We start from the raw sequence: 15288 nt of genomic DNA on the forward strand, positions 1-15288 counted from the left end.
TCGGGGAACGCGACGCCTTCGTCAGCGCCGATGTCGTTGACCACCACCGCGGCGCCCCGGCGCGCCAGATCCAGCGCGTAGAGGCGTCCGAGCCCCCGCCCGGCGCCGGTGACCACCGCGACCCGGTCGGTGAAGTCAATCACGTTGTGCTCCTCGATAAGTGCAACCGGTGATCGGATCCGATTGACCGCGGGTGGAACCGGACCCTACGCTGGAACAGATTTTTGGTCAACACATTCGGTGGTATGGAGGTCGATGTCAGGCGACGCACGCGGCGGCCGGTTGGAGGCCTTGGGCATGTTCGCGTCTGCGCTCGCGGGCCGGCCCGTGACCGTGGCCGCCCTCGGGCCGGGTGAACCGGCGTGGAGCGACGGACAGACGATCCACCTCGATGCCGGTGCGCCTGCACGCGCGCAACTTGCGGCCGTCGCGGTCCAGGCCTCGCTCATCGCGGCCGGCAGCCTCGATCCGGGCGTCGTGCGCCCGTTGGTTCGGCACCCGAACTGGGCCCGGCGGTATCTGGCGCTCGAGGGACATCGGGCGCTCGTCGCCAACGCCGGCCTGTTGCCGGCCACGTTGGCCTCTTTAGGCGACAGTGACACCGCCTGCCGCAGCGGCTCGCCCGCCGATTCTCTGCGGATCGCGCGCGGGCGGGGGCCCATCGACGACCCGGAGGCGCAATTCGGCGTGCTGCGGGCGGCGCAAGTCCTGAGGGCGAGTTCCGTTGCGACGCAACGGCATGACGACGCGGCGGCGCAACACGTGCCGCGTGCCCACGGCGCCACCGAACGCGAAGAGCTGGACGACGGGCTGGTCGACGATTCCGACGACCCTGACCTGTTCACCAGCCCGGTGGGCGGGGGCGGCTTCCTCGGCAAGTGGCTGAAGAGGCTGCTGTCCTCGGCGCGCAAGACTGGAAGTGGCGGGGGGCCACCAGGCGCGGATGCCCCCACGCATCGCACGTACTCCGGCGCGCGCGGCGCGAACGCCGTCTTTTCGCTGGCCTCGGCACGCGGCGAGGACGACGGCGCCGCGCGCTGCGCCGCGCACGGCGCCGTGTACCCCGAATGGGACGTCACACGCGGGCGCTACCGCCCGGGGTGGTGCACCGTGCGCGAGGTCGATGCCACCATCGACGCCTCCGCAACCGCCGCCGTCGATGACGCGCTCGGACTACGGCGGCCGCTGGCGCGGCTCGGCATGGGACTGCACCGCCGGCGCCGCCAAGCGCAGGGCGACGACATCGACATCGACGCCGCGGTGGAGGCCCGCGTCGAATTGCTGGCCGGGTCGGTGCCCGACGAATTGGTCTACCTCGACAGCCTGCGGCGCCGCCGCGACCTGTCGGTGTTGTTACTGCTCGACGCGTCGGGCTCGGCGGCCGAGCCAGGAACGGCCGGGCGGACGGTGCACCAACAGCAGCGCGCCGCCGTCGCGCACCTCGCCATCGCGCTGCACGACCTGGGGGACCGGGTCGCGCTGTACGCGTACTACTCGCAGGGCCGCCGGGCGGTCAGCGTGGTGCCCGTCAAGCGCTTCGATGACCATCTCGATTCCCGAATCCTGCGAAGGCTGAACAGCATTGAGCCGGGCGCCTATTCGCGCCTCGGCGCCGCCATCCGCCACGGCGCGGCGGTCCTGGAGACGCGCGGCGGGACGGCGCGGCGACTGCTGGTGGTGGTCTCGGACGGACTCGCCTACGACCACGGCTACGAGCGGGCCTACGGCGCGGCCGACGCGCGCCGCGCGTTGACCGAGTCCCGCCGCCGCGGCACCGGGTGCGTGTGCCTGACGATCGGCGCCGGAACCGACGTCGCCGCGTTGCGGCGGGTCTTCGGCAGCACGGCTCACGCGACGATCACACGGCCGGACCGACTCGCCGGCGTAATCGGTCCGCTGTTCCGATCGGCGCTGCGCTCAGCGGAGATGCGCAGAAAAGTGTCGTGACGAGCGTCGAACCCATTCGCCTACGTCAAACTCCTTGAAACAAACATCTGTTCCGATTAGGCTCCGGGCAACGGCGAAAGGGATGTCATGGCCAACGAGTCCGGACTCGTTCACCGGAACGGCGCGGCCCTCGATGCGGCGCCGTCGCGGCCGTACTACCAAGCGATCGGCGGTGAAGAAGCCGTCTTCAAGGCGGCGTACCGGCAGGGACTGGCGCTCGTGCTCAAGGGGCCGACGGGCTGCGGCAAGACCCGCTTCGTCGAGGCGATGGCCCACGACCTCGGCAGGCCGCTGATCACCGTTTCTTGCCATGACGACCTGACCACCGCAGACCTCGTCGGGCGATACCTGCTCCGCGGCGATGAGACGGTGTGGGTGGACGGCCCCCTCACCCGGGCCGTGCGTGAGGGCGCGATCTGCTACCTCGACGAGGTGGTGGAGGCCCGTCAGGACACCACCGTGGTGTTGCATCCGCTCGCCGATCACCGCCGGCAGCTACCCATCGAGCGTCTCGGCGTCACGTTGGACGCGGCACCAGGTTTCGGGCTCGTGGTGTCCTACAACCCCGGCTACCAGAGCGTGCTGAAGGATCTCAAGGACTCGACGCGCCAGCGAATGGTGGCCATCGAATTCGGTTTTCCCACAGCCGATGTCGAGGAGGGGATCGTGGCCCGGGAGGCCGGCGTCGACGGTGTCACCGCGTCCGAGCTGGTGCGTTTCGGTCAGGCCATCCGCCGCCTGGAGGCCGGCGGGCTCCGCGAGGTGGCGTCGACCCGCGTCCTGATCGCGGCGGGCAGGCTGATCCAGGAGGGTCTCGACGCGCCCCAGGCCGCCCGGGCCGCGATTACCGGACCGCTCACCGACGATGCGGCGGTCGGCCAGGCGCTGGGCGAGATGATCGAGATCTACCTCGGCGAAACGGGCGGCGCCCGGTGATTGACGCTGCCGGACACCGTCGTTATGGTCTGAACAAATATTAGGTTTTCAGTTACGGCTTCGACGCTCTGGAGGTCGGATGTCTTACGAAAGTAGCGCGGAGCCGATCAAGGTCGGCTACCTGATGGACTTCACGTTGCCCCCGGGCTTCCCCGAGGAGCTGATGGGGAGCTTCACTCGGACCTTCGACCTCGTCTTCGAAGAAGCCGTCGAACAGGGCCTGCTTGATCGCCCGGTGCAGATGATCTACCGCGAGGTCGAGGGACTGCCGAAGGGTTCGGTCAAGGCGGTGATCGACGCCTACGGCGAGCTCGTCGACGAAGGATGCCTGGTGGTGTTCGGGCCGAACATCACCGACAACTGCGTGCCGACTCGTGAGGCGATCGAGGAGCGGTTCAAGGTGCCGGCCATCAGCGTCACCGGCACCGACGACTGGTTGGGCGAATGGACTTTCGCCTTTCCGCAGGGCTCGATGACCGACGAGCCGATCTTCATCGTCGATCAGGTGGCCAAACGCGGGATCACCGAAATCGGAGTTTTGGTCGAGCAGAGCCTGATCGGCGAGAGTTACCTGAAGAACCTGCGCAGCGCGTGCCGGCGCAAGGGTGTTCGGATCGTCGCGGAAGCGACGATCGCTCAGACGGCTCAGGACATCAACGAAGCCGTCCGCACCCTGCACGACGCGAAAGCCGAGGCGATCGTGCACCTGGGCTTCGGGTTCGGGATCGTGTTCATCAATCCGGCGCTGGAGGCTCTGGACTGGGACCCCCCGAGGTTCGCCACCACCGCATTCCAGAACGCGTGGGTGAACCCGATGATGTGGAACGCGTTCATGGGTTGGGTCGGGGTCGACCAGTACGACGAAACCAACCCGATCGGCCAAGCCTTCCTCGACCGCTACGCGAAGAAATACGACGGCAGCCGTCCCGAGTACTGCGTCTCGGTGGTCAACCACGACGTCGCCACCACTCTCGTGCGCGCCTTCGCCGACGCCCACCCCCTCAGTCCGCGCGGCGTCAAAGAGGCGCTGGAGCGCGTGAAGATGGTGCCCGCCGCGTCCGGCGCGCCGGGCACCCGGGTGTCGTTGGGCAAGTGGACCCGCCGGGCCTGGATGGGCGCCGGCTATCTGGTGGCGCGGACCCTGGACGCCGACGGCGTCAACTCCCGCCTGGTCGATCGCTTCGGAGAGTGAGGCTCAACGATGAGTACTGACCAATCGATACCGCCTGCCGCGCAGGAGAAGCCGTCGTCCCGGCAGCGCGCCCAGAACCGCGGCTGGGGCGGCTGGATCGCCGGCGCCGCGCTCGCCGCGTTTGCGATCGTCTTCGTCGCGAACTGCCGCACGGCGCTCGACCCCCGCGTCGCCAACCCGAACGTCCAGGGCCGGCCGCGTCCGGTCAGGTTCCTGTTCGGGCTGGACTACATCACCTTCCTGCACATCTCCACGTGCATCATGCTGCTGGTGCTGCTGGTGGTGTTCATCCGAGGCTGGCGGCGCAATCCGGGTAGCCCGGTGATGTTGATGTTCCTGTGCACCACGCTGATCGTGTGGCAGGACCCGATCATGAACTGGTCGCCGTTTGCGGTCTACAACCCCGACCTCATCCACTGGCCGGAGTCGTGGCCGCTGGTGTCCATCTCGCCGACGGTAGAGCCGTTCGTCGTAGTCGGTTACGTCACTTTCTATTTCGGGCCCTATTTCCCGTCCATCTGGATCCTGCGCACGCTGCAGGCCAAGTACGGACCCCGGTCGTTCGTCTCCCGGCACCCGCTGGTCAGCTTGGGCGCGCTGGCCTGCGCCATCGGTTTCGTCTTCGATGCGTGGCTGGAGATCCAGCTCGTCCACATGGGCATGTACATCTACGACCAGGTGATCCCGTGGGGTTCGGTGTTCACCGGCACCACATTCCAGTTCCCGCTGATCTGGGAGTCGTTCTCGGTGACCTTCGTGATGGTGCCCGCGGCGATCCTGTGCTACCGCGACGACACCGGGAAATCGGTGGCGGAAAAGCTTGCGGCGAAGGCAAAACTGTTTCCGACACGCCCGGTGCTGGGCACCTTCCTGGTGATGTTCGCCATCATCAACGTGTCCTACTTCGCCTACGGTGCCTGGTTCTGGGCCATCAAGGTCAGCCACGCCGCGACCTCGGTGGCCTGCCCGTGGCCCTACCCTGAGGCCAAAGTCTATGACCCGCAAGGGTATTACGAGAAGGCCGGCGCGCAGGGACCATTCTCGGTAGGCATCTGGTCGACATCGGCCAGCGGGGAGCCCAACGGCCGACCGCACGTCGACGCGCCGCCGCCCGGTCACGGCGCCTGTGCAACCGCGAGCACGAATGGCTGAGCCGCGCGCCGTCGTCATCACCGGCGCCTCCCGCGGACTGGGGTTCGCGTCGAGCGTTCGCCTCTACCGTGACGGATGGCGGGTGGTCGCGGCCATGCGCGACCCCGACACCGCAATGCCGTTGCTGCGCACGGCGACCGGAGCGTCCGCAGACGACGACAGGTTGATCGGGGTCCAGCTCGACTTGATGGATCTCGCCTCGGTCGCTGCCGCGGCCAAGGCGATCCAGGACGTTGTCGGCACGCCCTACGCCCTGGTCCACAACGCGGGCATCTCCGGTGCGGGGATGGTCGAGGAGGCCGATATCTCGTTGTGGCAGAACATGTTCGCCACCAGCGTCACCGGACCCGTCGAGCTGACCAAGGCCTTGCTGCCGGGCATGCGGGAAGCGGGGGAGGGCCGCATCGTCCTGGTCTCGAGCGCGGCGGGGGTTCGTGGCCAGCCGGCCACCGCGCCCTATTCGGCGGCCAAGGGGGCGCTGGAACGCTGGGGCGAGTCGATGGCGGGTGAGATCGCGCCCTTTGGGCTCGGCGTCACCGTGTTGGTGGCCGGCACCTACGACACCGACATCATCACCGATGCGGGCACCACCGACGACCGCAACTTCGCCGGCCCTTATGCGCGGCTGCACAACACGATGAACTCGCGAGGGCGGTTCGCGATGCGGCTCGCCAGACCGCCGGAGCGGTTCACCGACGGCCTCGTCAGGGCGCTGCAGGACCGGGGCGCATTTCACCGCCGCGGCGTCGGCCCGGACGCCGCGATGTTGTTGGCCGCCAACAGGATTCTGCCCGCCTCGGGGATGCACCACCTGTCGCGGATCGTGCTGGGCATACCGAGGCACGGGTCGATGCGGGGCGGGGCGTGGCCGTTGACGACTGCGCAACGGGGCATGGTGCTCGCCGCACGCGTACTTCCGCAGCCGGTGCTGCAACGACTGACTGCGCTGGCGGCCAAGCGTCAACAGGGAATGAGGGATAGACATGGAACAACTGTTCGACGACCTGGCGGACTTCGGCGCCTTCGACGACGCGATCTCCGGCGACGTGCGAGATCCGTACACCGAGTTGGCGCGGCTGCGCCGCGAGGAACCGGTGCAGCGACTCGAAACGTCGGGGGCGCTCCCGCACGAGGAGTCCCTGCCGATGTTCATCGTGTACCGCCACGAGGACATTCAGCAGATGCTGCGCGACAACGAGACGTTCTCCTCGGCCGCCGTCATCGCGGCCTTCGGTCCGGTGCTGGGCGAGGGTGTGATGCTCGGCATGGACGAGCCGGTCCACGGCCGGCTGCGTTCGCTCATCTCAAAAGCGTTTTCCCAGAAGTCTTTGGCGCGCTGGCAGGACGAACTGGTCGGTCGCGTGGCCAACGGCCTGATCGACAACTTCGCCGCCAACGGCAGGGCGGATCTGGTCAAGGAGTTCACCTTCGACTACCCGAGCCAGATCATCGCGGGACTGCTCGGCCTTCCGGAGAAGGACTACCCCCACTTCCAGCGGTGGTCGATCTCGCTGCTGAGCTGGCTGATGAACCCCGAACGCGGGCTGGCGGCCTCGGCCGCCCTGTGCGATTACTTCGCCCCGATACTGAAGGCGCGCCGGGTCGAGCCCAAGGACGATCTGATCAGCGCGCTCGGTGCGGCCGAGATCGACGGGGAGAAGCTCGCGGACGAGGAGATCTTCTCGTTCCTCCGGTTGCTGCTCCCGGCGGGCGTCGAGACGACCTACCGGTCGCTGGGCAGCCTGCTGTTGGCGTTGCTGTCGGACCCCGCGCAGCTCGATGCCATTCGCGCGGACCGGTCGCTGCTGCCGCAGGCGATCGAGGAGGGCGTGCGGTGGGAGTCGCCCTTGCTGACCATCACGCGGGTGGCCACCCGGGACACCGAGCTGGGCGGCGTCGCCATCCCGGCCGGCGCGACGGTGATGCCGATGCTGGGCTCGGCGAACCGGCAGGAAGATCGCTATCACGATCCCGACACGTTCAACATCCACCGCGACGCCCGCGCGCACCTGGGCTGGGGCCACGGCGTGCACGTCTGCCTCGGCATGCACCTGGCGCGGCTCGAAATGCGCACCGCTATCAACCTTTTGCTCGACCGGCTGCCAAACCTGCGCCTGGATCCCGACGGGAACGACCCGCACATTCGCGGACAGGTGTTCCGGTCGCCGACCTCGGTGCCGGTGCTCTTCGATCCTCGATAGACCGCCCCCACGACGGCCACACCTTGCCAATCGGCTAGTTTCCAGTAAGGCTCTCCGTGGGGAGAACCAGCGCTCCCGGAGCCCCCTCTACCGAGTCAGAAGAGAGTGACAGATATGACTGAGGCTGTAAAGGTTCGCTTCGAGTCGAAGATGATGATCGACGGAAAGCTTGTCGACGGCCAGGCAGGCGCGTTCGAGAACATCAACCCGGCGACCGAAGAGTCTCTCGGCGAGGTGTCCGATGCCTCGAAAGAGGACATGCACCGGGCGATCGACGCCGCCCGCCGCGCCTTCGACGACACCGACTGGTCGACCAACAAGGAACTCCGCAAGCGTTGCCTGTTGCAGCTGCACGAGGCGATCGAGTCCGAGATCGACGAGCTGCGTGAGGAGCTCATCCTCGAGGTCGGCTCGCCCCGTGCCATCACGTTCGGCCCGCAGCTCAACGCCCCCCTGGAAGACGGGCTGAAGTACCCCGCGCGCCTGATCGACGAGTACGCCTGGGAGACCGACCTGGGTGACAAGGTCATCAGCCTCACCGGGACGCTCACCACCCGCAAGGTGTGGCGGGAGCCGGTCGGGGTCGTCGGCGCGATCGTGCCGTGGAACTTCCCGTTCGAGGTCACCCTCAACAAGCTCGGGCAGGCGCTGGGTACCGGCAACACCGTGGTGCTCAAGCCGGCACCCAACACCCCGTTCAACGCCAACCGGCTCGGTCGACTGATCGCCGAAAAGACCGACATCCCAGCCGGTGTCGTCAACGTCGTCACCGCCTCCGATCACTTCGTGGGCGAGGAACTCACGCTGTCGCCCAAGGTCGACCTGATCTCGTTCACCGGCTCGACGGTGGTCGGGAAACGGATCATGGAAAAGGGTGCGGCCACCATGAAGCGGCTGTTCCTGGAACTTGGCGGTAAGTCCGCGACCATCGTGCTGGAGGACGCCGACTTCGCGACGGCGTGCCTGGTCGGCATCGCGCCATGTATGCACGCCGGTCAAGGGTGCGCCAACCCCACCCGGTTGCTGTTGCCGCGCTCGCGCTACGACGAGGGTGTCGAGATCCTCAAGAACATCTACGAAAACGTCACATGCGGTGATCCACAAGACCCGGGAACGCTGTGCGGGCCGGTGATTTCACAACGGCAGTACGACCGGGTAACGGGCTACATCCGCAAGGGCGTCGAGGAGGGCGCCACCGCGTTGGTCGGGGGTCCGGACGCGGCCACCGGCTTCGACAAGGGATACTTTGTGCGCCCAACGCTTTTCACCAACGTCGACAACAAGATGACCATCGCGCAGGAGGAGATCTTCGGGCCGGTGCTGTCGGTCATCGCCTTCGACGACGAGGAGGACGCCATCCGGATCGCCAACGACAGCGTCTACGGGTTGGCCGGCAACGTCTTTGCGGGTTCGCTCGACCGGGCGCTGTCGGTGACGCGGCGGATCAAGGCCGGCTTCATGGGCGTCAACGGCGGCGCGCCGTACGGTGCCGACACACCGTTCGGCGGCTACAAGGAAAGCGGCGTCGGGCGCCAGAACGGCGTCGCCGGATTCGACCAGTACACGGAGATCAAGTCGGTCGCGTACCCCGCGGTCTGAGGTCGGTCTAGCCCGGCAGCCGGGGCCGCTTCAACGTGCACACGATGCTCCACTCGAAGTAGTGGTCACCGCCCGCGTCGTAGTCCTTGAAGCGGCGGGCGACCTGGGTGCGCTGCACCGAGGAGCCCACGATTTCCCAACCCTGCTCCCCGTACGTCCTGGTGAGCCGGCTGGCCTCTTCCAGGACGGCCTCCAGGGATTCGTTGGTGTAGGAGATGAAGGTGCTCTCCCATTGCTGGGGATACCATTTGCCGTCCGACGCCAGCCACCAGCCGGGTCCGGGTGCAGGAGTGCTCACACCTGCGCACCCTACTTCGCCCATGCCGCAATGGATGTGAACTGACGGTTACCGAAGCGCTACGCGGTGACGAAGAGCTGGCGGCGAACGTCCCGACGCCCGCAGGCGAGCCCACGTAACGGCGGAGGCGACGGCCGGCCTGTCTGCCGCCTTGACCTAATATTTGTTCAGATTTAGATTACCAGTGTGGGTTCGCGCGCCGCCCCCGACAACGGGCATGCGGCGATCACCTTGAATGTCGAGGAGTCCCTTTGAGCGATTTCGAAGCGGTCGATTTCTTCACCGACCCGGCCCTCATTCCCGATCCGTACCCCTACTTCGACCACCTGCGCTCGCGTTGCCCGGTGCTGCCGCGCCCCGAACAGGGCGTCGTGGCGATCACCGGACACCAGGAAGCGCTTGGCGTATACAAGAATCCGGCGTTCTCCTCGTGCGTCTCGGTGGCCGGCCCGTTCTCCGGCCTGCCGTTCGAACCCGACGGCGACGACATCGGCGCCCTGATCGAGCAGCACCGCGCGCAGATCCCGATGAGCGAGCACATCGTGACCCAGGACGCGCCGGAGCACACCCGGACTCGCGGCCTGCTGAGCCGGTTGTTGACGCCCAAGCGGCTCAAGGAAAACGAAGATTTCATGTGGCGGCTGGCCGACCGGCAGCTCGATGAGTTCCTCAGCCGCGGCGCCTGTGAGTTCCTCGACGAATACGCTCGGCCGTTCTCCGGTTTGGTGATCGCCGACCTCCTGGGGGTACCGGTCGAGGATCACGAGGAATTCCGACGGGTCTTCTCAGGCAAATTCGCGGGCGGGATCGACGACGACTCGATGACGCGCGCGCACAATCCCCTGGAGTATCTGGAAGAGACGTTCACCACACACATCACCGAACGCCGGCGACAGCCCCGTGAAGACGTGTTGACCGAACTGGCTCGGGCGAAGTATCCCGACGGCGCCACCCCGGAAGTCATCGACGTCGTGCGCCTGGCCACCTTCCTGTTCGCCGCTGGTCAGGAGACCACCACCAAACTGCTCAGCTTCGGTGTCCAGACGATCGCGGAGAACCCGGAGCTGCAACAGGTGCTCCGCCAAAACCGGAGTCTCATACCGAATTTCGTGGAGGAGACGCTGCGGCTGGAAAGCCCGGTGAAGTGCCACTTCCGGATGGCGCGCACATCGACCGCGATCGGTGCCGTCGACATTCCGGCGGGAAGCACGGTGATGTTGTTGCCCGGGGCGAGCAATCGGGATGCGCGCAAGTTCGACCGGCCCGACGAGTTCCGCGTCGACCGCCCCAACGTTCGCGAGCACGTGGCGTTCGGGCGCGGCAATCACTCGTGCCCGGGCGCGCCGCTGGCTCGCGCGGAGGCGCGAATCTCGTTGAACCGGATCCTCGATCGGATGTCCGGCATCACCATCGCGGGCGATCGGCACGGCCCGGCGCACGCCCGCCGCTACACCTACGAGCCGACCTGGCAGATGCGCGGCCTGACCGAGCTGCACCTGAAGTTCACCCCGACCGCGTGAGTGCCGACGAATTCGCAACGTGGGAACCCGCTTTCGCGCGGCGGTTCGTCAGTGCGGCGGAACCGCTGGCGCGGCGCTGGTTTCGTTTCGAGGTGCGCGGGCTGGACTTCATCCCGCCGCGCGGCGGCGCGCTGCTTGTCGCCAACCATTCCGGCGGGATGCTCACTCCGGACGTGTTGATCTTCACCGCCGCCTTCTACCGGAGATTCGGCTATGAGCGCCCGCTGTACACGCTCGGGCACGACAAGATGTTTGTCGGGCCGATGGCGGGGTGGTTGAGGCGGCTGGGCGTCATTCCCGCCACCGCCGTGAACACGGCGCGGGCGCTGCGGGCCGGCGCTGTGGTGCTGGTGTTCCCGGGCGGAATCTACGACGCGTACCGACCAACGCTGGCCGAGAACGTCATCGACTTCAACGGCCGCACCGGATACCTGCGTGCGGCGGTGGAGGCGGGCGTGCCGCTGGTGCCGGCGGTGTCGATCGGCGGGCAGGAGAGCCAGCTGTTCCTGACGCGCGGCACCTGGCTGGCCCGACGTCTCGGGCTGTCGCGGTGGCGGTCGGACATCCTGCCGATCACCGTCGGGTTTCCGTTCGGGTTCAGCGTGATCGTGCCGCCCAACCTGCCGCTGCCGACCAAGATCGTCACCGAGGTACTGGAACCGATCGACGTGGTCGCGCGCCTCGAGGGTGACGCCGTCGGTGACGTCGACGCGCACGTGCGTTCCGTGATGCAGGCGGCGCTGGACCGCCTCGCGCGGCAGCGGCGCTTTCCGGTGCTGGGCTAGGGCGCGGGCGGTCACGCTTCGAGTGTTGCCGGGGGCATCGCGGTTTGGACCGGCTCCGGTACGTCGGAAAGGCCGGCAGTAATGAGCAATTCGGCGAACGCGTGAACCATTGCGTCGGTGACCTCGTGTGGGTCACCGACGGTGTGGTCGTCGGTAATGACCGAGATGTTGAGTTGGTCGACGTAACTCCACACGGTGACGTTGACGCCGCACGCCGCGATCAGCGGTCCGGCGGAGTAGATCTCGCTGACCACGGCACCGGCGAATGGGCCACGCTCGCGGGGACCGGCGACATTGGAGATCGGGATGTTGAAAAGCCTGTTACGCGCGTCGCGCCGGGCCAGCCACCTGAACCCGGCGGGAGCGGCGATCGAGGGCAGGTAACCGATCAGCTTGCCGTACAACTCGGGGCCGAACAGCTCGTTGTTCTCCTTGGCGATCGATGTGGCCACCGACGTCAGCCGCACCCGCTGCAGTGGATCGCCGACATGCGTCGGCAACGACACGGCCATGCCGCCGAGTTCGTTGCCGCTGATCCGGTGCGGTGAGCGATCCGTGCTGGCCGGCACCGAGGCGACCAGCGGGCGGTCGGCGCGACCGTCGTAGCGCAGCAACAATTCTCGCAACGCTCCCGCGGCCATGGCCATCACCACGTCGTTGATGGTGATGCGCAGGTGCTTGCTGAGCTGTTTGACCTGAGCCAGCGACAGCGTCGCCGTCGCGAACGCCCGTGCGGGTGCCACGACGTGATTGAGGAAGGTCGGCGGCGCGTGCAGCAGGCGGGCGAGTTCGGGCTGCTCGCCGCGCTGGCGGGCGCGCCGGCGTAACCGCCGTGCGCCGGCCAGCGCGTCGTTGAGCACCCCGGGCAGCGCGACGAGCTGCGCAACGTGGTCGCGCCCAGCGGCCCGCAACAGCTCGGCCTTGGACGGCGGCACGCAACTGGTGTCGTTGTCACGCTCGTCGGGTGCGGCGTCGGCGACGTCCATGATCCTGATCAGCAGATTCGCCGAGGCGATCCCGTCAGCCAACGCGTGGTGGATTTTGCCGATGATCGCCGACCGGTGACCGGCCAGGCCCTCGGCGAAGTGAAACTCCCACAACGGGCGGCCGCGGTCCAGCGGCGTCCCGGCGAGATCGCCGATCACCGCGTCCAGCTCGCGGCGCCCGCCGGGGGCGGGCACGGTCACCCGGCGCAGGTGGTAGTCGAGGTCGACCGCGCAGTTCTGCATCCACATCGGATGGTGCAGCCGCCAAGGGATGTCAATCAGCCTGTAGCGCAACGGATCCAGCCGGTGCAGCCGGCGCTGCAGGGTGGTCCGGAACACGTCGAAGGTGAGGGCGGGATCGTCGACGATCGCCACCTTCAGGGTGTGCGTGCGCAGGTTCGGTGTCTCGCTGTACAGCAGCATCGCGTCCATGCCGTTGAGCCGCTTCACCGTCCGCCTCACCTGTCGGTTGTTCCGCGTCGTTGCCTGCCGGCACCGGACGCGGTCTGTAACCATTATGGCGACATTCACACTAGTGAGAACAAATTTCTGGTTCACAAATCGCGCCGGGGCGGCCGGCGCGTCACGGGGTGGGGGACGGCGCGATCGGCCGGCGCGCCGCTAAACCACCCCGGGCGCCGCCCGCCCAACCCCTTGGTTGACAATCGAGGCACGAGCAACCTCGTGTGAGTCCACGCGTCAAAGGAGACAAAAGCATGGCTGAAGCCGTCATCGTCGAGGCAGTGCGTTCCCCGATCGGGAAGCGCAACGGGGGATTGTCCGGGGTGCACCCGGCCGACCTGTCCGCGCAGGTGCTCAACGGGCTGGCCGACAAGGCCGGCATCGACCCGGGGATCGTCGAGGACGTCATCTGGGGATGCGTCATGCAGGCCGGCGAGCAGGCGCTCGACATCGGCCGCACCGCCCTGCTGGCCGCCGGGTGGCCGGAGACCGTTCCTGGTGTCACCGTCGACCGGCAGTGCGGCTCCAGCCAGCAGTCCATCCACTTCGCCGCGGCCGGTGTGATCGCCGGACACTACGACGTGGTCGTCGCCGGGGGCGTCGAATCCATGTCGCGCACCCCGATGGGCGCGTCGCTGGCCAACGGTGGGCGGCCCTACCCCAAGACGTTCCTGGACCGCTACGACGGCCGGATCCCCAATCAGGGCATCGGCGCCGAGATGATCGCCGAACAATGGGGATTCGACCGCACCACGCTGGACCAGTTCTCGCTGGACTCACACGAAAAGGCCGCGGCAGCACAAGATTCCGGAGCCTTCGATGACCAGATCGTGGCCATCAAGGACGACGAGGGCAACGTGGTGAGCAAGGACGAGGGCATTCGCCGCGGCACGCCGATGGAGAAGATGGCGTCGCTGAAGCCCGCGTTCAAGGAGGACGGCGTCATCCACGCCGGCAACTCCTCGCAGATCTCCGACGGCGCCGCCGCGCTGCTGTTCATGTCGGCCGAGAAGGCCAAGGAACTCGGGGTGACGCCGATCGCCAAGGTGCACACCGCGACCCTGGCCGGCGCCGACCCGGTGATCATGCTGACCGCGCCGATCCCGGCCACGCAGAAGGTGCTCAAGCGCTCCGGCCTGTCCATCGACGACATCGGGGCCTACGAGGTCAACGAGGCGTTCGCGCCCGTTCCGCTGGCGTGGCTCAAGGACATCGGCGCCGACGAGAACAAACTCAACCCCAACGGCGGGGCCATCGCCCTGGGTCACCCGCTGGGCGGTTCTGGGGCGCGGATCATGACGACGCTGCTTTATCACATGCGGGACAAGGGAATTCGCTACGGCCTGCAGACCATGTGCGAGGGCGGCGGCCAGGCCAACGCCACCATCGTGGAGCTTCTGTGACCGACACCGACACGGCGGCGCCGGGGGCCCTGGCGGAGCGTCGGGGCAACGTCCTGGTGATCACGATCAACCGCCCGGAGGCGCGCAACGCGATCAACGGCGCGGTCAGCATCGCCCTCGGCGACGCGCTGGAGGAAGCCCAGCACGACCCGCAGGTGCGTGTCGTGGTGGTCACCGGGGCGGGCGACAAGTCGTTCTGCGCCGGGGCCGACCTCAAGGCGATCGCGCGGCGCGAGAACATCTATCACCCGGATCACGGGGACTGGGGCTTTGCCGGCTACGTGCACCACTTCATCGACAAGCCCACCATCGCCGCGGTCAACGGCACCGCCCTGGGGGGCGGCACGGAGATCGCGCTGGCCAGCGATCTGGTGGTGGCCGCCGAGAGCGCCCAGTTCGGGTTGCCCGAGGTCAAGCGCGGGCTGATCGCGGGTGCCGGCGGGGTCTTCCGGATCGTGCAGCAGCTGCCGCGCAAGGTGGGCCTGGAGCTGCTGCTGACCGGGGATCCGATCAGCGCGGCGGACGCCGCCCGGTGGGGGCTGATCAACCAGGTCGTCCCCGACGGCACCGTGTTGGAGGCCGCCCTGGCCCTGGCCGAGCGGATCACGGTCAACGCGCCGCTGTCGGTGCAGGCGAGCAAGCGGATCGCCTGGGGCGCCGACGACCGGTTGATCGCCGACGAGGAGCCCGGCTGGGCGCGCACCACGCGGGAGTTCGCCACCCTGCTGCGGACCGAGGACGCCAAGGAGGGGCCGCGTGCCTTCGCCGAGAAGCGCGAACCCGTCTGGAAGGCGCGCTAGCGCTAGC

Annotated in this window: 12 protein-coding genes and 2 pseudogenes; 11 read left to right on the top strand and 3 right to left on the bottom strand. The window is 67.7% G+C overall.

Translation table 11 applies throughout. The features are described 5' to 3' along the window. Positions 1–14: 14 nt before the first annotated feature. Positions 15–143 (bottom strand): annotated as a pseudogene (locus A5700_RS25790) (SDR family NAD(P)-dependent oxidoreductase); the annotation flags it as partial. A gap of 112 nt (positions 144–255) precedes the next feature. Here A5700_RS25790 and A5700_RS00420 point away from each other — a divergent pair. From A5700_RS00420 to A5700_RS00445, 7 genes and pseudogenes are all read left to right on the top strand, one after another. Further along, positions 256–1947, top strand: coding sequence for a nitric oxide reductase activation protein NorD (locus tag A5700_RS00420; RefSeq protein WP_068067531.1), 1692 nt, complete (start codon positions 256–258; stop codon positions 1945–1947). A gap of 87 nt (positions 1948–2034) precedes the next feature. Continuing rightward, positions 2035–2883, top strand: coding sequence for a CbbQ/NirQ/NorQ/GpvN family protein (locus A5700_RS00425; protein ID WP_068067534.1), 849 nt, complete (start codon positions 2035–2037; stop codon positions 2881–2883). A 79-nt stretch (positions 2884–2962) separates the two neighbouring features. After that, on the top strand, positions 2963–4075 hold the full coding sequence (locus A5700_RS00430) for an ABC transporter substrate-binding protein (protein WP_068067537.1): 1113 nt from the start codon (positions 2963–2965) through the stop codon (positions 4073–4075). 9 nt (positions 4076–4084) lie between these two features. Further along, a complete protein-coding gene (locus tag A5700_RS00435; protein ID WP_068067540.1) occupies positions 4085–5227 on the top strand; it encodes a spirocyclase AveC family protein in 1143 nt (380 codons plus the stop codon). Further along, positions 5220–6185 (top strand): annotated as a pseudogene (locus A5700_RS24805) (SDR family NAD(P)-dependent oxidoreductase); the annotation flags it as partial. The gene A5700_RS00435 and the pseudogene A5700_RS24805, both read left to right, overlap by 8 nt. A 25-nt stretch (positions 6186–6210) precedes the next feature. Continuing rightward, positions 6211–7428 carry a cytochrome P450 gene (locus A5700_RS00440; RefSeq protein WP_068067543.1) on the top strand — a complete coding sequence of 406 codons (1218 nt, stop codon included), beginning with the start codon at positions 6211–6213 and terminating at the stop codon, positions 7426–7428. A gap of 114 nt (positions 7429–7542) precedes the next feature. Next, positions 7543–9027, top strand: coding sequence for an aldehyde dehydrogenase family protein (locus A5700_RS00445; RefSeq protein ID WP_068067546.1), 1485 nt, complete (start codon positions 7543–7545; stop codon positions 9025–9027). Between the two features lie 7 nt (positions 9028–9034). Here the strand turns inward: A5700_RS00445 and A5700_RS00450 are convergent, their stop codons facing one another. Then, entirely contained in the window at positions 9035–9325 is a 291-nt protein-coding gene (locus A5700_RS00450) for a hypothetical protein (protein ID WP_068067550.1), read from the bottom strand. A gap of 251 nt (positions 9326–9576) precedes the next feature. Here A5700_RS00450 and A5700_RS00455 point away from each other — a divergent pair, with 251 nt between their 5' ends. Continuing rightward, positions 9577–10845, top strand: a complete 1269-nt coding sequence (locus A5700_RS00455; protein ID WP_068067553.1) for a cytochrome P450 — start codon at positions 9577–9579, stop codon at positions 10843–10845. Beyond that, entirely contained in the window at positions 10842–11630 is a 789-nt protein-coding gene (locus A5700_RS00460; RefSeq protein WP_068067556.1) for a lysophospholipid acyltransferase family protein, read from the top strand. Before A5700_RS00455 ends, A5700_RS00460 begins: the two co-directional genes overlap by 4 nt. 11 nt (positions 11631–11641) lie before the next feature. Here A5700_RS00460 and A5700_RS00465 read toward each other — a convergent pair whose 3' ends face one another. After that, positions 11642–13066, bottom strand: coding sequence for a wax ester/triacylglycerol synthase family O-acyltransferase (locus tag A5700_RS00465; protein WP_068067559.1), 1425 nt, complete (start codon positions 13064–13066; stop codon positions 11642–11644). Between the two features lie 266 nt (positions 13067–13332). Between A5700_RS00465 and A5700_RS00470 the strand changes: the two genes are divergently transcribed. Next, entirely contained in the window at positions 13333–14481 is a 1149-nt protein-coding gene (locus tag A5700_RS00470; RefSeq protein ID WP_068067564.1) for a thiolase family protein, read from the top strand. Continuing rightward, positions 14478–15281, top strand: coding sequence for a crotonase/enoyl-CoA hydratase family protein (locus A5700_RS00475; RefSeq protein WP_068067567.1), 804 nt, complete (start codon positions 14478–14480; stop codon positions 15279–15281). Before A5700_RS00470 ends, A5700_RS00475 begins: the two co-directional genes overlap by 4 nt. Positions 15282–15288: the final 7 nt, after the last annotated feature.

This window comes from Mycobacterium sp. E1214 (assembly GCF_001666755.1).
Lineage (GTDB): Bacteria > Actinomycetota > Actinomycetes > Mycobacteriales > Mycobacteriaceae > Mycobacterium.